The sequence below is a fragment of the Streptomyces sp. NPDC001714 genome, from assembly GCF_042892755.1.
GTDB lineage: Bacteria > Actinomycetota > Actinomycetes > Streptomycetales > Streptomycetaceae > Streptomyces.
The window spans coordinates 143,012-164,188 of record NZ_JBIAUL010000015.1; the positions used below are offsets into that span (position 1 = coordinate 143,012).

Below are 21,177 nucleotides of genomic sequence, written 5' to 3' on the forward strand. Positions count from 1 at the left end.
CCAGCGACGGAGAACGGAGGCGTGTGAAATGCGCGTGAAGGAGAGTGAAGGCACAGAATACGAGTACGAAGTCGCCGCCCCGACCTACGAGGGCGATGGCGGGGACGACGCCGAGGAGTACGAGGACGAGTACGACGGCGATTACGAGGACGAGTACACGCCCACCATCCCGGCCCGCGCCGCCTTCCGCCGCTTCTGGCCGCTGACCCGGGGCCTGCGCGGCTGGCTGGTGATCGTCTGGGTGTGCACGGTGATCGCCGCGCTCGCCGAGACCGAGGCCATCCTGCTCTTCAGCGACCTCACCGACCACGCCCTGCAGAAGGGCTCGCTGAGCGCCTTCTGGAGCCCGGCGACCAAATGGCTGGGCATCGCGATCGTCGGCGCGATCGTCGCGTACGCCGGCAACTCCCTGGCCGCCTGGGTCACCGAACGCTTCGTCATGCGGCTGCGCGAAAACGTCTTCGACCACGTCCAGCAGCTGCCCCCGCACTTCTTCCAGCACCACCGCCAGGGCGACCTGCTCTCCCGCCTGACCAGCGACGTCGAGGCCATCGAGACCATGGTCGTCTCCGGGCTGGTCGGCGCCGCGTCCGCCCTGTTCAGCGCCCTCTTCTACGCGGCCGCCGCGTTCTGGCTGCGCTGGGACCTGGCCGCCGCCACCTTCGTTCTCGCGCCCCTGTTCTGGCTGGCCGCCCGCCGCTTCTCCGGCTCCATCAAGGACGTGTCGCGGCAGGGCCGGGTCGCCGACGGCGCGATCACCTCCGTCGTCGAGGAGTCCCTCGGCAACATCGTGCTGACGCAGGCGTACGACCGGCGCGACGCCGAGCGGCGGCGCCTGAACGAGGAGGCGAGCGCCTGGTTCCGCGCCTCCGTGCGCTCCACCCGGCTCAACGAGGCCTACGAACAACTCGTCCAGGTCATCGAGACGATCTGCGTCCTCGCCGTCATCGGCATCGGCGCCTGGGAGATCTCCACCGGGCGCATGACCCTCGGCCAGCTCCTCGCCTTCTCCGCCTTCCTCGGCTACCTCTACCCGCCCGTGCGCGGCCTCGCCCAGCTGGGCCTCACCGTCACCGCCGCCACGGCGGGCGCGGAACGGCTGATCGAGATCCTGGACGTGCGGCCGTCGGTCACCGACCCCCGGCGCGGCACCGGCACCGACACCGGCCGCCCGGACGGCGCCGTCGAGGTCCGCGACGTCGGCTTCCGCTACCCCGGCGCCGACCAGGCCGCCCTGGAGGGCCTCTCCTTCGCCGTCAGCCCCGGCGAACTCGTGATCATCACCGGCCCCAGCGGCGCCGGCAAGTCCACCGTCTCCAAGATGCTGCTCCGCTTCTACGACCCGGACAGCGGTGAAGTGCTCCTGGACGGCGTCCCGATCCGCGATTTCCCGCTGGCCCGGCTGCGCGAGTACATCACTCTCCTCCCCCAGGAGACCCTCGTCCTGCACGACACCGTCCGCGCCAACATCGCCTGCGGCCGCCCCGGCGCCAGCGACCAGGCCATCGAGGACGCGGCCAGGGCGGCCGACGCCCACGACTTCATCGTCCGGCTCCCCGACGGCTACGACACCAAGGTCGACCCCAACTCCGCCCGGCTCTCCGGCGGTCAGCTCCAGCGCCTGGCCATCGCCCGCGCGATCCTGCGCGACGCCCCGGTCCTCGTCCTCGACGAGCCGACCACCGGCCTGGACGCGATGGCCGCCCGCCGGGTCGTCAAGCCGCTGCGGCGCCTGATGACCGGCCGTACGACCATCATGATCACCCACGACCTCAACCTCGCCCCCGACGCCGACCGCATCCTCGTCGTCGACCGTGGTCGCATCGTCGAGACCGGCCGCCACGACGAACTCCTCGCCCGCGGTGGCGCCTACTCCCGCCTCCACCGCTCCCAGAACAACGCGGTGATGGACACCGGCGAACTGCGGCTGCCGCTGTTCGTGGAACAGGGCGGCACCGTTCCGGCGGCGGGGGCTGTGGGGACCGTGGGGGCGGGGGTGCCCCAGGCCGCCTACGCGGGGGCGCAGGGCGGTGGGGACGGTGGGTATGCCTGTCAGCAGCCGTACGGGAACATGTACGACTACAACGTGTACGCGGCCGCGGGGCTATGGCCGCAGCCCGTGTACGAGGCCCACATACAGGCCGACCACGAGGCCCACATACAGGCCGACTACGGGGCCGACGTGCCCACCAGCCTCCCCGACGGGCGGCCCCTGTTCCGCGACGAGGAGCCCTGGCCCGGCATCTGAGCTCAAGAGGGCGAAGGCTTCAGTACCGGCGGCGGTTGAGCACCCCGATGAGAGTGGCAAGGTCGGCGGCGCCCGCCGGGTCGTCCGCGTAGCGGGTGGTCTGGAGAGGGCCCACCTCAGGAAGGACGATGCCCTCCCGGGCCAGGACGTGTACCAGGGTCAACAGGGCGGCGCGGGCGTTGCCGTCGGCGAAGGGGTGGAAGAACGCCACGTCGAGGTACGCGCGGGCCGCGCGGGCCGCCGGCGGGATGTCCGGGTCGGCCGTCTCGCGCAGGCAGGAGGCGAAGTCGGCCCGGGTGCGCGGGGTCAGGCCGTAGCGCTCGCGGCCGGCCTTCGCATAGGCGTCGTTCGCGCGGAACGGCGCCTCCGCTTCGCCGAGGACCTCGCGCTGCCAGCCGGACAGCACGGCGAAGCTCAGCGGGGTATGGCGTGCGGCATCGGCCAGGGCCAAGGCGTGGGCAGCGAGCAGACGTTCGGCGCGAACGGGGTCGCGTCGGCGCACCGGCCCTTCGCACCAGGTCCGGAACCCGTCGCTCGCGGACGGGTCCCGTCGTAGCACCGGTGCGTGCCGCCAGTCGACCTCGCGGCGCACGCGCAGCCAGACCGCAAGGCTGTCAGTAGCGGTCATGGAGATCCTCCAGGGCCGCCCTCTCACGATGGTCCCGGTAGGGGGCGTGGCCGGTGAGGCCGACGGCGAGGTCCTCGCCCACGGAATCGATCAGCGTCTGTTCAGGGGGGACCCAGCTCTTGAACCGGCCGCCGATCGCGCTGTCCACCGCTTGTGCGGCCGCGGCCTGGTCCATGCCGGTGGAGGTGAGGAACCAGCGCAGAACCATCGCGGCCTGCCCGTGCCAGCCGCCCTCCGCCCCGGAGCAGTCCAGCGCGTACGTCACAAGCCGGACGCAGGCCCGCTCCAGGTGCCAGCTGCGGTCCTCGGGTGAGGCGTCCGGCGGCGGCGCCAGTTCGGCGAAGCGCTCAGCCATCCGTTCCAACCACTCCCGCCATTCCAACAGCGCGGCTACGGCACGTGCCGCGGTCTCGTCGGGGGTCGTCACCGAGCCCGGCCCGTCGACCCAGCTACCGATGGGCCCGCCGTGCCGGCAGCACCAATTCCATCCCCAGGCCCAGTTGCCGTACCGCTCCCGGATGATCGCGTCGACCTGGCGTTCACACCAGTGTTCGCCCTGCCACCAGCCGGCCATACCGGAGAGCACCGGCGGCACCCACTCGCGGACCAGCGAGCGGAGGTGGGCGTCCTCGTCCTCGTCCCAGGGGAACGGGTTCCGGGCCGGTGCGAGTTCGTCCCAGCCCGGAATGCCCCGGTAGGTGACGGGGGGCACACGGTTCTCGGGGAAGGGCAAGGTGTCACGGTTGTACGTCAGCGCCGGCCACTCTTCCTGTCCGATGTGATCGCCCCCCAGTCTCGGCTCGAAGCCCTCGGGGCGCGAACGGTTTTCCGGACGGCACCCCGGTGCGGCCATCCGCGCATGCCCGCCGCGCACCGGGTCTGCCCGAGGCCGTCGTCGCCGACGTCGGGGCCCGTGGAACTGCCGGCCGCATAGGTCCGACTGGCCGGCGGGCGGACACCCGTGAGGTGCCCGTTGCCCGGCGACAAGCATGGTGAAAGGGAGTCAGAGGCTGATGTCCGGCGCCAGGCTGCCGAAGCCGAGTCCCCACGGCTTCGGCGCAGAACCCCGACGAGGCCGAGACCGGCCGCCACGGCGAACCCCTCGCCCGGGACGGCGCATCCGAGGTGCCCCCGGACGGGCCGCAACGCTGGTGAGTGCCCGTCACATCGGTCTTGTTACACACCTATTGCACAAGGGATCTTCAAGAGTTCTCCATGTTGTCCGTAGGCTGCGTACGCCAATGGGCTCGGCCGGGGGCGACCCGCCGGGCCCCTCGCGATCCCAGGGGGATTCACATGCGTATACGCGTCGCGGCCACCGTTCTGTCCGGTGCGGTCGCACTGTCCGCGCTCGCTGTCCCGGTGGCCGCCCAGGCGGCGTCGAGCCCGAGCGTGAAGGCGCAGCTCAGCTCCTTCTTCGCGAACTCCGCGTCCGCCGCGCACGCCAAGAACTCCGCGCAGACCGTCCGCCCGAAGACGGGGATAGGGACCATCTCCTTCTCGAACGGCGTCGTCAACGGCGGCAAGGACATCGTCCTCGGCACCACCACGAACAAGTCCGTCACCGCGACCTACACCGCCACCAGCTCCAGCGGCGTCGCGCTCACGGAGGCGTTCCTCTGGCAGGGCACCGACCCCTCCAGCACGGACACCATCACCGGTGCCCTGGGCACCGACGACGACCCGGTCTGCACCGAGTCGACCACCCAGACCGGCGTCTACAGCTGCAAGGCCGTCTTCAACATCCACGCGGCCACCGACATGAAGAACAACGGTGTCGCCGGCACCTGGAAGCTCGCCATCGGCGGCTACGACCTCGACGCGAGCGCCAGCTTCGACGACAACATCGGCACCGGCAAGATCAAGAAGGCGTCCAAGCTGACCGTCAATGCCACCCCGGAGCCGGTGAAGAAGGGCAAGACCATCACCGTCACCGGCAAGCTGACGCGCGCCGACTGGAACACCGGCAAGTACCCCGGGTACGCGTCGCAGAAGGTGCAGCTGCAGTTCCGCAAGAAGGGCAGCACCACCTACACCACCCTCAAGACCATCACCGCCGGCACCGGCGGCGCGCTCAAGACCACCACCAAGGCCACGGTCGACGGCTACTACCGCTTCTCCTTCGCGACCAACGCCACCACCGGCGCCTCGACGGCGGCCGGCGACTACGTCGACGTGAAGTAGCTTCCGGCCGCCACCTGAAGATTCGTTTCACTGCCGTTCGGCCCCGCCCGGTGCACTGGGCGGGGCCGAACGTGTTCGCGCCGTCTCGGCGTGCGGCATCTCACCATCCAGGACAGTTCCATAAGGGGTTCACGCGCCTGTCGAAGTCCATTACCCTGGACTGAGAAGTCCATCGTAATGAACAACGAATCCTCTGGACCGCCCGTGACCACCCCCAGCACCTCACAGCCGACGTCGACGCCCGCCCCGGTGTCCGGTCCCGCCGCCACCGGCACCCCGGGCCGGCTCGGTTCGCTCGGGCCCGTCGGGCTGGTCCTGGCCGGAGGGATCTCCGTGCAGTTCGGCGGTGCCCTCGCGGTGACCCTGATGCCCAGGGCGGGCGCGCTCGGCGTGGTGACCCTGCGGCTCCTCGCGGCCGCCGTGGTCCTGCTCGTCGTCTGCCGGCCACGGCTGCGCGGCCACTCCCGCACCGACTGGGGCACGGTGATCGTCTTCGGCATCACCATGGGCGCGATGAACGGCCTGTTCTACGAGGCCGTCGACCGCATCCCGCTGGGCCTCGCCGTCACCCTCGAAGTGCTCGGACCGCTCGCCCTGTCCGTGCTGGCCTCCCGGCGCCTGATCAACGCCCTCTGGGCGGGACTGGCGCTGGGCGGCGTCTTCCTGCTCGGCGGCGGAAACTTCAGCGGCCTCGACCCGGTGGGTGTCGGCCTGGCCCTGGGCGCCGGCGCCATGTGGGCCACCTACATCATCTTCAGCGCCCGCACCGGCCGCCGTTTCCCGCAGGCCGACGGTCTGGCCCTGGCCATGGCGGTCGCGGCCCTGCTGTTCCTCCCGCTGGGCATCGCCGAGGCCGGCGGCAGGCTCCTGGACCCGACCACCGTCGCCCTGGGCTCATCGGTCGCGGTCCTCTCCTCGGTCCTGCCCTACACCCTCGAACTCCTCGCCCTGCGCCGCCTTCCGGCCCACACCTTCGCCGTCCTCATGAGCCTGGAACCGGCCATCGCCGCCACCGCCGGCTTCCTCGTCCTCGGCCAGGCCCTGTCGGCGACCCAGGCGGCCGCCGTCGCCCTCGTCATCGCGGCGAGCATCGGTGCGGTCCGCTCCCAGGTGGGACGCGGCCGGAAACCGGCGGGCAGTCCTCAGGTGAACCCGGCGGTCGCCGCCCGGCCGGAGCCGGTCGTCGGCGCTCAGCCCGACGGAAACGGCAGCGCGTCCTGATACCCGTTCGAGGGCCGCTGGATCTTCTTCACGGTCTGGGCGTCCAGCGCGACCGGCGCGGACCTCGTGCCCAGCTTCCCGCCGGGATGCCAGTTTCCGGTGACGGAGACCCAGGTGTTGGCGGGCGGGATGCTGTCGCTGTAGATCCGCACCTTCACGGACTGCGCGTCGGCCGCGCAGCAGGAGATGATGATCCGGGTCAGGTCCCAGCTCCCGCCCCCCGGGACGGGCGTGACCAGCCCGCTCATCTCCACGGTCCGCGCCTTGATGGCCAGCGAGCGGTCCTGCTGCACCCGGGTGGTGAAGTCCGTGAGCGTGATGGGCAGCGGTGAGGTCTTCGGCAGCGGATCGAAGTCGTCCTGCTCCGCGATGACCTTGGCGGGCTGCCGGGCCGCGGTGTACGCGCCGAGCGCCGGCGGGGCGTAGAAGAGCAGACTCAGCGCCGGGAGCAGGAGCAGCCAGGCGACCCGGGGCACGGCCGAGTGGTCGTGTCCGTGGTGGGTGCCGCCGTGGCTGTCGTTGTCCCCGGGGTGTGGTTCGTGACCGTGACGCTGTCCCGGCTCGCTGTGTGGCCCGGAGACATGTGCGTGGGCGCCATATGCGTGGCCACCATGCCTGCCGTGTCCCCGCTGCCCTTCCCGTCCCTCCCGCGCCGCCGCCTCCACGATGCCCAGCACCAGCAGCACGAACCCGGAGGCGATCAGCAGCGGCCGCATCCCGGGCTTGACGTAGCGCAGGCACAGGTCGGTGAAGAGGGAGGCGTGCAGCAGGCCGAGGCCGCTGAGGACCAGCAGGGTCACCTGAAGCGGACGTCTCACAGCAGCATCCCTCCGACCAGCACACTGCACAGGACCGCGACGACCGTCGTGGCGGCCGAGAAGCGGGCCGCGAAGGCCCGGCCGAACGTGCCCGCCTGCAACGCGATCAGCTTGAGGTCCACCATGGGGCCGACCACCATGAACGCCAGCCGGGCGGTGGGCGAGAAACCGGTGAGCGACGACGCCACGAACGCGTCCGCCTCCGAGCACACCGCGAGGATGACCGCCAGCGCGGCCAGGAACAGCACCGACAGCCAGGGCGAACCGGAGAAGGTGTCGAGCACCGAGCGCGGTACGGCCACGTTGAAGGTGGCCGCGGCCATGGCGCCGACCACCAGGAAACCGCCTGCCTGGAGGAAGTCGTGCTGGAAGGCGCGGCGGAACTCCGTCCAGCGGTGGTGCCCCGGCTGGTGCCCGGTGTGCCGTACGGCGGGCCGCAGCCACTCCTCCCGGCCCAGCCAGAGCCACAGCCAGCCCATCACGGCGGCGGTGACCAGCGAGGCCAGCAGCCGGGCCAGCACCATGAGGGGAGTGCCGGGGAAGGCGATGGCGGTGGCGGTCAGCACGACCGGGTTGATGGCGGGTGCGGAGAGCAGGAACGCGAACGCGGCGGCCGGGGTGACCCCGCGTCCGATCAGGCTGCTGGCCACCGGCACCGACGCGCACTCGCACCCCGGCAGTACGACTCCGGCGACTCCTGCGACCGGCACGGCGAGCGCGGCCCGCTTGGGCAGCAGCCGCGTGAACACCCGCTCCGGCACGAACGCGTTGATCGCCCCCGACAGTGCCGTACCGAGCAGCAGAAACGGTGTCGCCTGCACGATCACGGCGAGGCACACCGTCTGCCAGGCCTGCAGCGCGGCCTTGCTGACGCCCTGGCCCACGAGGAAGAGGGCGGTACCCGGCAGGACGGCGGCGGCCACCAGGAGAAGGGGCCACAGGCGTGGAGGTTCGCGTGGCGGCGGGTCCTCGGGGTCCGCGTCCACCGGGTAACCGTTCGCCGGGAGCTCGACGACGGCGGTCGCCTTCGCCCCCGCGGCGAGTTCATCTGTCCTCCGCACGCCCCGCACGCCTCACACATCACTCCATCGCCGGATGTTCGCATCGAACATAGGGCATCGCGGTGCCCCTGCCACGACGGGCTGTGCCAAGGATTGACCCAGGGTGATTCCAGAGGTCGCCAAGAGACAAATTCATGCAAGCGTGCTTGATTGTTTCCGGGCCCGCTGCCATGCTCCCCCCATGTCCGATCCGACGCCCGTCATCGCCGACCTGCGTGAGGAGAGTGCGGAACTCGACCGGCTGGTAGCCGAGTTGGGTACCGAGCAGTGGGCTCTCGCCACCCCCGCGCCCCGCTGGACCGTCGCCCACCAGATCGCACACCTCGCCTGGACCGACCACTCCTCGCTGCTGGCCGTGACCGATCAGGACGCCTTCGCCCGCGAGGTCGAGAAGGCGCTGACCGCACCCGGCGACTTCGTGGACAACGGGGCGGAGGACGGCGCCGGCAAGCCCCCCGCCCGGTTGCTGGCGGACTGGCGGGCCGGACGCGAGGCCCTGGACCAGGCGTTGCGCGCCGCCCCCGCACGGGCACGTTTCCCCTGGTACGGCCCCCCTATGTCGGTCGCCTCCATGGCCACCGCCCGGCTCATGGAGACCTGGGCGCACGGCCTGGACATCGCCGACGCGCTGGGCGTGACCCGTACCCCCACCGACCGGCTCCGGCACATCACCCGACTCGGCGTCCGCACCCGTGACTTCGCCTTCGGCGTGCACGGGCTGGCCGTGCCGTTCGAGGAGTTCCGCGTCGAACTGACCGCCCCGTCCGGCGACCTGTGGACGTACGGCCCCGAGGACGCCGACGACCGGGTCACCGGCCCGGCCCTCGACTTCTGCCTCCTGGTCACGCAGCGCGCCCACCGCGCCGACCTCGCCCTCGAAGCCGTCGGCCCCGACGCCGACCGCTGGCTGGACGTCGCCCAGGCCTTCGCCGGCCCGCCCGGCCCCGGCCGCGCCCCGAAGGGCGGCACCGAGTGACCCTGCGCCTAGGCAACGCCTCCGGCTTCTACGGCGACCGCTTCGACGCGCTGCGCGAGATGCTCACCGGCGGCGAACTCGACGTCCTCACCGGCGACTACCTCGCCGAACTGACCATGCTCATCCTGGGCCGCGACCGGCTCAAGGACCCCGGCGCCGGATACGCCCGCACCTTCCTGCGCCAGCTGGAGGACTGCCTGGGCCTGGCCCGGGAGCGGGGCGTACGGATCGTCACCAACGCCGGCGGCCTCAACCCGGCCGGACTCGCCGACGCCGTACGGCAGCTGGCCGACCGGCTCGGCATACCTGTGCGCGTCGCACATGTGGAGGGCGACGACCTCACCGCCGCCCACCCCGGCAGCCTCGCCGCCCACGCCTATCTCGGCGGTTTCGGGATCGCCGAGTGCCTGCGGGCCGGCGCCGACATCGTGGTCACCGGCCGGGTCACCGACGCGGCCCTGGTCACCGGTCCCGCCGCCGCGCACTTCGGCTGGCGGCCGGGGGAGTACGACCGGCTCGCCGGCGCCGTCGTCGCCGGGCACGTCCTGGAGTGCGGCACCCAGGCCACCGGCGGCAACTACGCCTTCTTCGCCGAAGCGGGGGCCCGCTGGGACCTGCGGCGGCCCGGCTTCCCGCTCGCCGAACTCCACGAGGACGGCAGCTGCGTCATCACCAAGCACCCCGGCACCGGCGGCTTCGTCGACGTCGGCACGGTGACCGCCCAGCTCCTCTACGAGACCGGCGGCGCCCGCTACCCGGGCCCCGACGTCACCGCCCGCCTGGACAGCGTCCGGCTCAGCCAGGACGGCCCCGACCGGGTGCGGATCGAGGGCGTCCGGGGCGAGGCACCGCCCCCGACCCTCAAGGTCGGCCGCAACCGGCTGGGCGGCTTCCGCAACGAGGTCGTCTTCGTGCTCACCGGGCTCGACATCGAGGCGAAGGCCGCGCTGGTGCGGGAGCAGATGGCCGACGCGCTCGCCAAGTCCCCGCCGGCCGGGACCCGCTGGGAGCTGGTGCGCACCGACCGCCCCGACGCGGACACCGAGGAGACGGCCAGCGCGCTGCTGCGCCTCGTCGTGCGGGACCGGGACCAGGAGACGGTCGGCCGGGCGCTGACCGGAGCCGCGGTGGAACTGGCGCTCGCCAGCTACCCCGGCTTCCATGTGCTCGCCCCACCGGGAAAGGGCGCACCCTACGGGGTCTTCGAGGACGTGTACGTCCCCCAGGGTGACGTGCCCCATATGGCGGTCCTCCACGACGGGCGACGGATCCCTGTGCCGCCGGCCCAGGACACCCTCGTACTCCAGGACTCGCCCGCACCGCCCCTGCCCGAGCCGTACCCGGCCGGTGGTCCCACCCGGCGGGCGCCCCTCGGGCTCGTCGCCGGGGCCCGCAGCGGGGACAAGGGCGGGAACGCCAACGTCGGCGTCTGGGTGCGCTCGGACGAGGCCTGGCGCTGGCTCGCGCACACCCTGACCGCGGAGACCTTCCGCCGTCTCCTCCCCGAGACCGCCGAGTTGGCGGTCACCCGGCACATCCTCCCCAACCTCCGCGCCCTCAACTTCACCGTCGAGGGCGTGCTCGGCGAGGGGGTGGCCGCCCAGCACCGTTTCGACCCCCAGGCCAAGGCCCTCGGCGAATGGCTCCGCTCCCGCCACCTGGACATCCCGGAGGCCCTGCTGTGACCGTCCTCTCCTCGGCGTTGGACACCGCCTCGCCGGACTACCGCGCGAACCGCGACGCCATGCTCGCCAAGCTCACCGACCTGGAGGCCGAGCACGCCAAGGCCCTCGCGGGCGGCGGCCCGAAGTACGTCGAACGGCACCGGAAACGCGGCAAGCTCCTCGCCCGCGAACGCATCGAGCTCCTCCTCGACCCCGACACCCCCTTCCTGGAGCTGTCCCCGCTGGCCGCCTGGGGCAGCGACTACGCCGTCGGCGCCTCGCTGGTCACCGGCATCGGGGTCGTCGAGGGCGTGGAGTGCCTGATCACCGCCAACGACCCGACCGTGCGCGGCGGCGCCAGCAACCCCTGGTCGCTGAAGAAGGCCCTGCGCGCCAACGACATCGCCCTCGCCAACCGGCTGCCCTGCATCAGCCTGGTCGAGTCCGGCGGCGCCGACCTGCCCTCTCAGAAGGAGATCTTCATCCCGGGCGGCGCCATCTTCCGCGACCTCACCCGCCTCTCGGCCGCCGGGATCCCCACCGTGGCCGTCGTCTTCGGCAACTCCACCGCCGGCGGCGCCTACATCCCGGGCATGTCCGACCACGTGATCATGGTCAAGGAGCGCGCGAAGGTCTTCCTCGGCGGACCGCCCCTGGTGAAGATGGCCACCGGCGAGGAGAGCGACGACGAGTCGCTGGGCGGCGCGGAGATGCACGCGCGCGTGTCGGGCCTCGCCGACTACTTCGCCGTCGACGAACCGGACGCGCTCCGGCAGGCACGGCGCGTGGTGGCCCGCCTCAACCACCGCAAGGCCCACCCTGACCCCGGCCCCGCCGAACCGCCCAAGTACGCGGCCGACGAACTCCTCGGCATCGTCCCCGGCGACCTGAAGATCCCCTTCGACCCGCGCGAGGTGATCGCCCGCCTCGTCGACGCCTCCGACTTCGACGAGTTCAAGCCGCTGTACGGGACCAGCCTCGCCACCGGCTGGGCGAACCTGCACGGCTACCCGGTCGGCATCCTGGCGAACGCCCAGGGCGTGCTGTTCAGCCAGGAGTCCCAGAAGGCCGCCCAGTTCATCCAGCTCGCCAACCAGCGCGACATCCCCCTCCTCTTCCTCCACAACACCACCGGCTACATGGTCGGCAAGGAGTACGAGCAGGGCGGCATCATCAAACACGGCGCGATGATGATCAACGCGGTCAGCAACAGCCGCGTCCCGCACCTCTCCGTCCTCATGGGCGCCTCCTACGGCGCCGGGCACTACGGCATGTGCGGCCGCGCCTACGACCCCCGCTTCCTGTTCGCCTGGCCCAGCGCCAAGTCGGCCGTCATGGGCCCGCAGCAGCTAGCCGGCGTCCTCTCGATCGTCGCCCGCCAGTCGGCCGCCGCGAAGGGCCAGCCGTACGACGAGGACGGCGACGCGGCCCTGCGCGCCATGGTCGAGCAGCAGATCGAGTCCGAGTCGCTGCCGAAGTTCCTGTCCGGGCGGCTGTACGACGACGGCGTCATCGACCCGCGCGACACCCGCACCGTCCTCGGCCTGTGCCTGTCCGCCATCCACACCGCCCCCCTTGAGGGGGTGCGGTATGGCTATGGCGTTTTCCGGATGTGAGGGACCACTTGAGCCCTCCCCCCAACTGATGCGAGGGGATTCCTGGCTCACGTCGGCTGACGCCCGGCGGGCCATCAGCTCTTACACGATCAACACCAGCCGGGTTGGAACCAGCCCGGTTCGGTAGGACAAGCAAGGACGTCACTGATAGTACCAGCTCCGTCACTGAAGGCATTTCGCTCTATGCGTCGGGGCGCTAGTGGAGAGACCACGTGATCAACAGCCTGCTCGTCGCCAACCGCGGCGAGATCGCCTGCCGGATCTTCCGCACCTGTGCCGACCTCGGCATCAGGACCGTCGCCGTGCACTCCGACGCCGACGCGAACGCGCTCCACGCGCGCGTGGCCGACACCGCCGTCCGGCTGCCGGGCGCCACGCCCGCCGACACCTACCTCCGTGGCGACGTGGTGGTGAAGGCCGCCGCGAGCGCCGGCGCGGACGCCGTGCATCCCGGGTACGGCTTCCTCTCCGAGAACGCCGACTTCGCGCGCGCCGTCCTCGACGCCGGCCTGGTCTGGATCGGCCCGCCGCCGGAGGCGATCGAGGCGATGGCGTCCAAGACCCGCGCCAAGGAGCTCATGGGGATCGCCCCGCTCGCCGAGGTCACCGAGTCCGACCTGCCGGTGCTGGTCAAGGCGGCCGCGGGCGGCGGCGGGCGCGGCATGCGCATCGTGCGCCGCCTCGACGAACTGGACGCCGCCCTGGAGGGCGCACGCGCCGAGGCCGCGAGCGCCTTCGGCGACGGCGAGGTCTTCGTCGAGCCCTACATCGAGCGCGGCCGGCACGTCGAGGTGCAGATCCTCGCCGACACGCACGGCACGGTCTGGCCGCTCGGCACCCGCGACTGCTCACTCCAGCGCAGGCACCAGAAGGTCATCGAGGAAGCACCGGCGCCCGGCCTCCCCGAGGGGCTGGTGAAGGAGCTGCACGCGCTGGCCGTGCGCGCCGCGCGCGCCGTCGCCTACGTCGGCGCGGGCACGGTCGAGTTCCTCGTCGCCGACGGCAAGGCGCACTTCCTGGAGATGAACACCCGCCTCCAGGTGGAACACCCCGTCACCGAGGTCGTGTTCGGACTCGACCTCGTCGCCGAACAGATCCGCGTCGCCGAGGGCCACAGCCTCCCCCTCGACCCGCCACGCGCGCGTGGCCACGCGATCGAGGCCCGCCTCTACGCCGAGGACCCCGCCCGCGACTGGGCCCCGCAGACCGGCACCCTGCACCGCCTCGCCGTACCGGCCGGCGTCCGCCTGGACACCGGCTACACCGACGGCGACGAGATCGGCGTCCACTACGACGCCATGCTCGCGAAAGCCGTCGCCCACGCCCCCACCCGCGCGGAAGCCCTGCGCAAACTCGCCCACGCCCTGGAACAGGCCACCCTGCACGGCCCCACCACCAACCGCGACCTCCTGGTCCGCTCCCTGCGCCACGAGGAGTTCGCGACGGCCCGCATGGACACCGGCTTCTACGACCGCCACCTCACCGAGCTGACGGCACCCACCGCCGACCCGCACGCCCCCCTCGCCGCCGCCCTGGCCGACGCCCACGGCCGCTCCCGCTTCGGCGGCTGGCGCAACCTGCCCTCCCAGCCCCAGACCAAGCGCTACCTGATGGCCGGCGAGGAGCACGAGGCCCCCTACCGGCACACCCGCGAGGGCCTCACCGCAGACGGCGTACGGGTCGTGCACGCCGGCGCGCACCTCGTCGTACTCGACATCGACGGCGTGCACCGCAAGTACGAGGTGACGAGCTACGGCGACCAGGTCCACGTCAACAACACGACCCTCACCGCCCTGCCCCGCTTCCCCGATGCCAAGGCTCAGTTGGCACCGGGGTCGCTGCTGGCACCGATGCCGGGGACGGTCGTACGGATGGCGGAGGGGCTGGAGGTGGGGGCGCCGGTGGAAGCCGGCCAGCCCCTGCTCTGGCTGGAGGCGATGAAGATGCAGCACCAGATCACAGCACCGGTCACGGGCACGCTGAGCGAGCTGCGGGTCGTGGTCGGACAGCAGGTAGAGCCCGGCTCTCTACTGGCGGTAGTGCAAGCAACTTAGGGGCGCTGGGGGTACCCCCGGCCGAAGGCTGGGGGAGGAACTGCGCGAGCAACCACACACAACCCGCACCCGAAGGAGCCACCATGAGCCCCCAAATCGAAACCGACGAACACAAGGCACTCCGCGCAGCGGTAGCAGCCCTCGGCGCGAAGTACGGCCGCGACTACATCACCCGCACCATCGCCGCGGGCCGCCACCCGACCGAGCTCTGGCAGGAAGCCGGAAAACTCGGCTACCTCGGCGTCAACCTCCCGGAGGAGCACGGCGGCGGAGGGGGCGGCATCGCCGAACTCTCCATCGTCCTGGAGGAACTCGGCGCCGCGGGCTCCCCGCTCCTCATGCTCGTCGTCTCACCCGCCATCTGCGGCACGGTGATCGCCCGCTTCGGCACCGAGGCACAGAAGCGGGCCTGGCTGCCGGCCCTCTCCGACGGCTCCCGCCTGATGGCCTTCGGCATCACCGAACCCGACGCCGGCTCCAACTCCCACCGCATCACCACCACCGCCCGCCGCGACCCGGCGAGCGGCGACTGGCTGCTCACCGGCCGCAAGGTCTTCATCTCCGGCGTCGACATGGCCGACGCCGTCCTGATCGTCGGCCGCACCGAGGACGCCCGCACCGGCAGCCTCAAACCCTGCCTGTTCATCGTCCCCACGGACGCCGAGGGCTTCCACAGGCGCCCCATAGACATGGAACTCAGCGCCGCCGAGAAGCAGTTCGAGCTGACCCTCGACGACGTACGGCTGCCCGCCGACGCACTCGTCGGCGACGAGGACGCGGGCCTCCTGCAACTGTTCGCCGGACTCAACCCCGAGCGGATCATGACGGCCGCGTTCGCGATCGGCATGGGCCGCTACGCGCTCTCCAAAGCGATCGAGTACGCGCGCGACCGCACCGTCTGGAAGGCCCCCATCGGCGCCCACCAGGCCATCGCGCACCCCCTCGCCCAGGCGCACATCGACCTCGAACTCGCCCGCCTGATGATGCAGAAGGCGGCTCACCTCTACGACGCCGGCGACGACGTCGGCGCAGGTGAGGCCGCCAACATGGCGAAGTACGCGGCGGGGGAGGCCTGCGTGCGGGCCGTCGACCAGGCCGTGCACACCCTCGGCGGCAACGGACTCACGCGCGAATTCGGGCTCGCCTCGTTGATAACGGCCGCGCGCGTGGCTCGTATTGCTCCGGTGAGCAGGGAGATGATTCTCAACTACGTCTCCCACCAGACCCTCGGCCTGCCCAAGTCGTACTGAGGCCCCACTCAGGTCGTACGCAGGCCGCACTGAGGCCCAAGGCCGCCTTGGAGGAACCGTGTTCCGCAGCGAGTACGCAGACGTTCCGCCCGTAGAACTCCCCATCCACGAAGCCGTGCTCGGCCGGGCCGCCGAATTCGGGGACACGCCCGCCCTGATCGACGGCAACGACGGCACCACCCTCACCTACGCACAACTGGACCGGTTCCACCGGCGGATCGCCGCCGCGCTCGCCGACGCCGGCGTCCGCAAAGGCGACGTACTCGCCCTGCACAGCCCCAACACGGTCGCCTTCCCGACGGCGTTCTACGCGGCCACGCGCGCGGGTGCCTCCGTCACCACCGTGCACCCGCTCGCCACGCCCGAGGAGTTCGCCAAACAGCTCAAGGACTCCGCGGCCCGCTGGATCGTCACCGTCTCACCGCTCCTGGAGGCCGCCCGCCGGGCCGCCGAACTCGCCGGCGGCATAGCGGAGATCTTCGTCTGCGACAGCGCACCCGGACACCGCTCCCTCCTCGACATGCTGGCCAGTGAAGCCCCCGAGCCGCAGGTCGACATCGACCCCGTCGAGGACGTCGCCGCGCTGCCGTACTCCTCCGGCACCACCGGCGTCCCCAAGGGCGTGATGCTCACCCACCGGCAGATCGCCACCAACCTCGCCCAGCTGGACGTCTCCGTGCCGTCCGGGCCCGGCGACCGCATCCTCGCCGTCCTGCCGTTCTTCCACATCTACGGCCTCACCGCGCTCATGAACGCGCCGCTGCGCAAGGGCGCCACCGTCGTCGTCCTGCCCCGCTTCGAGCTGGAGACCTTCCTCGCCGCGATCCAGAACCACCGCATCACCGGCCTGTGGGTCGCCCCGCCCATCGTCCTCGCCCTCGCCAAACACCCGCTGGTCGAGCAGTACGACCTGTCCTCCCTGAAGTACGTCATGAGCGCCGCCGCACCCCTGGACGCGCAACTCGCCACCGTCGGCGGGCAGCGCCTCGGCCTGCCGCCCGTCGCCCAGGGCTACGGCATGACGGAACTCTCCCCCGGCACCCACATCGTCCCCCTCGACGCGCTGCGCCAGGCACCGCCCGGCACCGTCGGCAAGCTCATCGCCGGCACCGAGATGCGGATCGTCTCCCTCGACGATCCGCACAAGGACCTCGGTGTCGGCGAACCCGGCGAGATCGCCATCCGCGGCCCCCAGGTCATGAAGGGCTACCTCGGCCGCCCCGACGCCACCGCCGACATGATCGACAGCGACGGCTGGCTGCACACCGGCGACGTCGGCCACGTCGACGCCGACGGCTGGCTGTACGTCGTCGACCGGGTCAAGGAACTCATCAAGTACAAGGGCTTCCAGGTGGCCCCCGCCGAACTGGAGGCCCTCCTGCTCACCCACCCGGGCATCGCCGACGCCGCCGTCGTCGGTGCCTACAACGAGGACGGCAACGAGATCCCGCACGCCTTCGTCGTCCGCCAGCCCACCGCCGGCGACCTCACCGAGAACGAGACCATGCTCTACGTCGCCGAACGCGTCGCGCCCTACAAGCGCGTCCGCAAGGTCACCTTCATCGCCGGCGTGCCCCGCGCGGCCTCCGGAAAGATACTCCGCCGCGAACTGCGTGCCCTCGCGAAGACCGCGGAACCCGAGGAGCGCCCATGACGTCGACCGGAACGCTGATCGGACAGACACACACGCGTGCCGTCACCACCCTCAGCCTCGACGCCACCGCCACCCGCAACGCCCTGTCCGCCGCTCTCGTCGCCGAACTCGCCGGGGCCCTCACCGACTGCGCCAAGGACCCCGACGTCCGCGCGGTCGTCCTCACCCACACCGGTACGACGTTCAGCGCCGGCGCCGACCTGCGGGACCCGCCCGACCCCGACGCGCTCGTCGGCCTCCTGCGCCAGATCGTCGAACTGCCCAAACCGGTCGTCGCCCGCGTCACCGGCCACGTCCGCGCGGGCGGCCTCGGCCTCCTCGCCGCCTGCGACATCGCCGCCGCGTCCGCCGAGTCCACCTTCGCCTTCACCGAGGTACGCATCGGCGTCGCCCCCGCGGTGATCTCCCTGCCCCTCCTCCCACGCACCGACCCCCGCGCCCTGGCCCGCTACTACCTCACCGGCGAACGCTTCGCCCCCGCCGAGGCCGTCCGCCTCGGCCTCCTCACCACCACCGCCGACGACGTCGACACCGCCCTCGCCCCCGTCCTCGACGGCCTCCGCCGCTCCGCACCCCAGGCCCTGGCCGAGACGAAACAGCTGCTCACGGCTAGGGTGCTGGAGACATTCGACCGGGACGCGGCCACCCTCACCGCACTCTCGGCCCGGCTGTTCTCCTCCGACCAGGCCCGCGAGGGGATGACGGCCTTCCTCGAACGACGGGACGCGGCGTGGGTGGTGTGAACACGGGTGTGAGCACGGGGGCGAGTACGGCGGAACGCGCCCCGAAACAGGACCGCAGCCGGGCCACCCGGCAGCGGCTCCTGGAAGCCGCCGTCGCCTGCCTCGCCGAACACGGCTGGACGGGCTCCACGGTCGCCGTCGTCGCCGAACGCGCCGGGGTCTCCCGGGGCGCAGCCCAGCACCACTTCCCGACCCGCGAGGACCTCTTCACGGCCGCCGTCGAATACGTCGCCGAGGAACGCTCCACGGCCCTGCGCGCCCTCTTCCCGCAGGGCGCGACCGGCGACCGCAGAGCAGCCGTCTCCGCCCTCGTCGACCTCTACACCGGCCCCCTCTTCCGCGCCGCCCTCCACCTGTGGGTCGCCGCCTCCAACGAGGACCAGCTCCGCCCCCGGGTGACGGAACTGGAAGCCCGAGTCGGCCGCGAGACCCACCGCATCGCCGTCGACCTCCTCGCCGCCGACGAATCCCACCCCGGCACCCGGGAAACGGTCCAGGGCCTCCTGGACATGGCACGAGGCCTCGGCCTGGCCAACCTCCTGACCGACGACAGGGCGCGGCGGGAGCGGGTGGTGACGCAGTGGGCGGCACTGCTGGACGAGGTGCTGGGATGAAAAGCAGGGCCCGAAGGGCCCGCTTTTCAGGGGCGCGGGGAACTGCGCGACAAGCCACAACGCACCCGCAGTCGCCCGTGCTCCCCAGCCGGCCCCCTCAGTGGGCGATGTCCCCGTACCCCTCGATGTCCTGAGGCCTCCGCACCCCCGGCCCCACATACTCCGCCGACGGCCGCACCAACCGCCCCGTCCGCTTCTGCTCAAGAATGTGCGCCGACCACCCGGCGGTCCGCGCACACGTGAACATCGACGTGAACATGTGCGCCGGCACCTCCGCGAAGTCCAGCATGATCGCCGCCCAGAACTCCACATTGGTGGCCAGCACACGATCCGGCCGACGATTGTGGAGCTCCTCCAGCGCCGCCTTCTCCAGCGCCTCCGCGATCTCGAACCGCGGCGCCCCCAGCTCCCGCGCCGTCCGCCGCAACACCCGCGCCCGCGGATCCTCCGCCCGGTACACCCGGTGCCCGAACCCCATCAACCGCTCACCACGGTCCAGCGCCCGCTTGACGTACCCGACCGCGTCCCCGGTCCGCTCGATCTCCTCGATCATCCCGAGCACCCGCGAGGGCGCACCCCCGTGCAACGGCCCCGACATGGCCCCCACCGCACCCGACAGCGCCGCGGCCACATCCGCACCGGTCGAGGCGATCACCCGCGCCGTGAACGTGGACGCGTTCATCCCGTGCTCGGCAGCCGAGGTCCAGTAGGCATCCACAGCCGCCACGTGCTTGGGATCCGGCTCCCCCCGCCACCGGATCATGAACCGCTCGACCACCGAGTGCGCCTTGTCGATCTCCCGCTGCGGCACCATCGCCAGCCCCTGCCCGCGCGCCGACTGGGCGACGTACGACAGCGCCATGACCGCGGCCCGCGCCAGATCCTCCCGAGCCTGCTCGGCATCGATGTCCAGAAGCGGCTTCAGGCCCCACACCGGCGCCAGCATGGCCAGCGCCGACTGCACGTCCACCCGGATGTCACCCGAATGGACGGGGATCGGGAACGGCTCGGCCGGCGGCAGCCCCGGGTTGAAGGCCCCGTCGACCAGCAGCCCCCACACGTTCCCGAACGAGACGTGCCCGACCAGATCCTCGATGTCGACGCCCCGGTACCGCAGGGCGCCGCCCTCCTTGTCCGGTTCGGCGATCTCCGTCTCGAACGCGACGACTCCTTCGAGCCCGGGTACGAAGTCCGACATGGGGCGGCTCCTCATGGGTGTAGGCGGAGGCAACTGCACCATAACCCCGAGTGCCAGAGTTGGGGAGCCCGGCGGCACTCAGTGCCACGGTGGGTATGCGTCACATGTGCCCCGGACCCATATGTGCATACGGCAAGATGACCGCGTGACCGATCGCGACGCCGCCGCCTCCGACGAACCCATCCTCGACCCCGCCGCGATGCGCAAGCACTACCGGGCCGAGGGCCTCGAAGAACACGACCTGGCCGAACACCCCATGGACCAGTTCACCCGCTGGTTCGAACAGGCCGCGCGAGCCGCCGCCGACGGCATGATCTACGAACCCAACGCGATGGTCGTCGCCACCGCCGACGCCGAGGGCCGCCCCAGCTCCCGCACGGTCCTCATGAAGCAGTACGACTCCCGCGGCTTCGTCTTCTACACCAACTACGACTCCCGCAAGGCCCAGGACCTCGCCGCGAACCCGTACGTCTCCCTGGTCTTCCCCTGGCACGCCATCGCCCGCCAGGTCGTCGTCACCGGCACCGCCCGCCGCACCGGCCGCGACGAGACCGCCGCCTACTTCCGCACCCGCCCGCACGGCTCCCAGCTCGGCGCCTGGGCCAGCACCCAGTCCACGGTCATCTACTCCCGCGCCGAACTCGACGCCGCCTACGCGGAGCTCAGCGCCCGCTACCCCGAGGGCGAACAGGTCCCGGTCCCCCCGCACTGGGGCGGCTTCCGCATCGCCCCCCAGACCGTCGAGTTCTGGCAGGGCCGCCAGAACCGCCTCCACGACCGCCTCCGCTACGTCGCCGACCCCGCCGGCACCTGGCACGTGGAACGCCTCAGCCCCTGAGGCCCTAGGGACCTACCGGCCCCGAAAACGCAGACGACCCGCGAGCTCGGGGTCCCTCCGCCATACGGCGGAGAAGCCGGCCGGACGTACCGGCGAGCTCGCGGGTCGGGTGACTGCGTTGGATTGGCCGACTGCGTGCAACGCTCGCACGCTGGTCCGGCACCGCACTGGCGTGGTGACGGGCGCTAGCCCGCAGCCACCTCCGACGTCCGGTGTGCATACATGCTCCGAACCACCTCCTTTCCTCGGTGCCCCACACATTACGAGGCTGGTTGGCAGGGCTCAAGGGATTTTTGGAGATGCCGGCGGGGCTGCCTCCGGCTGGGTGGAGTAGCCGTTCGGGCGACGACGCGGTTGTTCGATCGCGGTGCTCGGCAGCGGCAGTTTGCCGACCGCTTCCCGAACGGGCA

17 protein-coding genes are annotated in these 21,177 nt (G+C 71.7%); 12 read left to right on the plus strand and 5 right to left on the minus strand.

Annotation, left to right across the window (positions count from 1 at the left end):
* The first annotated feature begins 28 nt into the window (after nt 1–28).
* Nucleotides 29–2,248, plus strand: a complete 2,220-nt coding sequence (locus tag ACFY0P_RS34245) for an ABC transporter ATP-binding protein (RefSeq protein ID WP_388922047.1) — start codon at nt 29–31, stop codon at nt 2,246–2,248.
* Between the two features lie 19 nt (nt 2,249–2,267).
* Here ACFY0P_RS34245 and ACFY0P_RS34250 read toward each other — a convergent pair whose 3' ends face one another.
* Both ACFY0P_RS34250 and ACFY0P_RS34255 read right to left on the minus strand, forming a co-directional pair.
* Complete coding sequence (locus tag ACFY0P_RS34250; protein ID WP_388922051.1) at nt 2,268–2,876, minus strand: Fic family protein; 609 nt, start codon at nt 2,874–2,876, stop codon at nt 2,268–2,270.
* Nucleotides 2,863–3,609 (minus strand): hypothetical protein, encoded by a 747-nt coding sequence (locus ACFY0P_RS34255; RefSeq protein ID WP_388922054.1) that lies wholly within the window; start codon nt 3,607–3,609, stop codon nt 2,863–2,865. Before ACFY0P_RS34255 ends, ACFY0P_RS34250 begins: the two co-directional genes overlap by 14 nt.
* A gap of 563 nt (nt 3,610–4,172) precedes the next feature.
* On the opposite strand from ACFY0P_RS34255, the gene ACFY0P_RS34260 reads away from it, so the two are divergent.
* Both ACFY0P_RS34260 and ACFY0P_RS34265 read left to right on the plus strand, forming a co-directional pair.
* Nucleotides 4,173–5,060, plus strand: coding sequence for a hypothetical protein (locus ACFY0P_RS34260; protein ID WP_388922057.1), 888 nt, complete (start codon nt 4,173–4,175; stop codon nt 5,058–5,060).
* Nucleotides 5,061–5,264: 204 nt separating this feature from the next.
* The gene (locus ACFY0P_RS34265) at nt 5,265–6,281 is read left to right on the plus strand and encodes a DMT family transporter (RefSeq protein ID WP_388922060.1); all 1,017 of its coding nucleotides are present in this window, start codon (nt 5,265–5,267) and stop codon (nt 6,279–6,281) included.
* Here ACFY0P_RS34265 and ACFY0P_RS34270 read toward each other — a convergent pair.
* The gene (locus tag ACFY0P_RS34270; protein ID WP_388922063.1) at nt 6,251–7,099 is read right to left on the minus strand and encodes a TIGR03943 family putative permease subunit; all 849 of its coding nucleotides are present in this window, start codon (nt 7,097–7,099) and stop codon (nt 6,251–6,253) included. The two genes, ACFY0P_RS34265 and ACFY0P_RS34270, sit on opposite strands and share 31 nt — an antisense overlap.
* Entirely contained in the window at nt 7,096–8,160 is a 1,065-nt protein-coding gene (locus ACFY0P_RS34275) for a permease (protein WP_388922066.1), read from the minus strand. Before ACFY0P_RS34275 ends, ACFY0P_RS34270 begins: the two co-directional genes overlap by 4 nt.
* A gap of 181 nt (nt 8,161–8,341) precedes the next feature.
* On the opposite strand from ACFY0P_RS34275, the gene ACFY0P_RS34280 reads away from it, so the two are divergent.
* From ACFY0P_RS34280 to ACFY0P_RS34315, 8 genes are all read left to right on the plus strand, one after another.
* On the plus strand, nt 8,342–9,136 hold the full coding sequence (locus tag ACFY0P_RS34280; protein ID WP_388922069.1) for a TIGR03084 family metal-binding protein: 795 nt from the start codon (nt 8,342–8,344) through the stop codon (nt 9,134–9,136).
* Entirely contained in the window at nt 9,133–10,821 is a 1,689-nt protein-coding gene (locus tag ACFY0P_RS34285; protein WP_388922072.1) for an acyclic terpene utilization AtuA family protein, read from the plus strand. The genes ACFY0P_RS34280 and ACFY0P_RS34285 overlap by 4 nt, the downstream gene beginning before the upstream one ends.
* On the plus strand, nt 10,818–12,416 hold the full coding sequence (locus ACFY0P_RS34290) for an acyl-CoA carboxylase subunit beta (protein ID WP_388922075.1): 1,599 nt from the start codon (nt 10,818–10,820) through the stop codon (nt 12,414–12,416). Before ACFY0P_RS34285 ends, ACFY0P_RS34290 begins: the two co-directional genes overlap by 4 nt.
* 212 nt (nt 12,417–12,628) lie before the next feature.
* On the plus strand, nt 12,629–14,470 hold the full coding sequence (locus ACFY0P_RS34295; protein WP_388922078.1) for an acetyl/propionyl/methylcrotonyl-CoA carboxylase subunit alpha: 1,842 nt from the start codon (nt 12,629–12,631) through the stop codon (nt 14,468–14,470).
* A gap of 83 nt (nt 14,471–14,553) precedes the next feature.
* Nucleotides 14,554–15,720 (plus strand): acyl-CoA dehydrogenase family protein, encoded by a 1,167-nt coding sequence (locus ACFY0P_RS34300; RefSeq protein WP_388922080.1) that lies wholly within the window; start codon nt 14,554–14,556, stop codon nt 15,718–15,720.
* A 58-nt stretch (nt 15,721–15,778) separates the two neighbouring features.
* The gene (locus tag ACFY0P_RS34305) at nt 15,779–17,374 is read left to right on the plus strand and encodes a 4-coumarate--CoA ligase family protein (protein ID WP_388922083.1); all 1,596 of its coding nucleotides are present in this window, start codon (nt 15,779–15,781) and stop codon (nt 17,372–17,374) included.
* Nucleotides 17,371–18,117, plus strand: coding sequence for an enoyl-CoA hydratase family protein (locus ACFY0P_RS34310; protein WP_388922086.1), 747 nt, complete (start codon nt 17,371–17,373; stop codon nt 18,115–18,117). The genes ACFY0P_RS34305 and ACFY0P_RS34310 overlap by 4 nt, the downstream gene beginning before the upstream one ends.
* An 8-nt stretch (nt 18,118–18,125) precedes the next feature.
* Nucleotides 18,126–18,731, plus strand: a complete 606-nt coding sequence (locus ACFY0P_RS34315) for a TetR/AcrR family transcriptional regulator (RefSeq protein ID WP_388922089.1) — start codon at nt 18,126–18,128, stop codon at nt 18,729–18,731.
* Nucleotides 18,732–18,828: 97 nt separating this feature from the next.
* Here ACFY0P_RS34315 and ACFY0P_RS34320 read toward each other — a convergent pair whose 3' ends face one another.
* On the minus strand, nt 18,829–19,929 hold the full coding sequence (locus ACFY0P_RS34320; protein WP_093501577.1) for a citrate synthase 2: 1,101 nt from the start codon (nt 19,927–19,929) through the stop codon (nt 18,829–18,831).
* A 145-nt stretch (nt 19,930–20,074) separates the two neighbouring features.
* On the opposite strand from ACFY0P_RS34320, the gene pdxH reads away from it, so the two are divergent.
* Nucleotides 20,075–20,767, plus strand: coding sequence for a pyridoxamine 5'-phosphate oxidase (gene pdxH, locus ACFY0P_RS34325; protein ID WP_388922093.1), 693 nt, complete (start codon nt 20,075–20,077; stop codon nt 20,765–20,767).
* Nucleotides 20,768–21,177 lie beyond the last annotated feature (410 nt).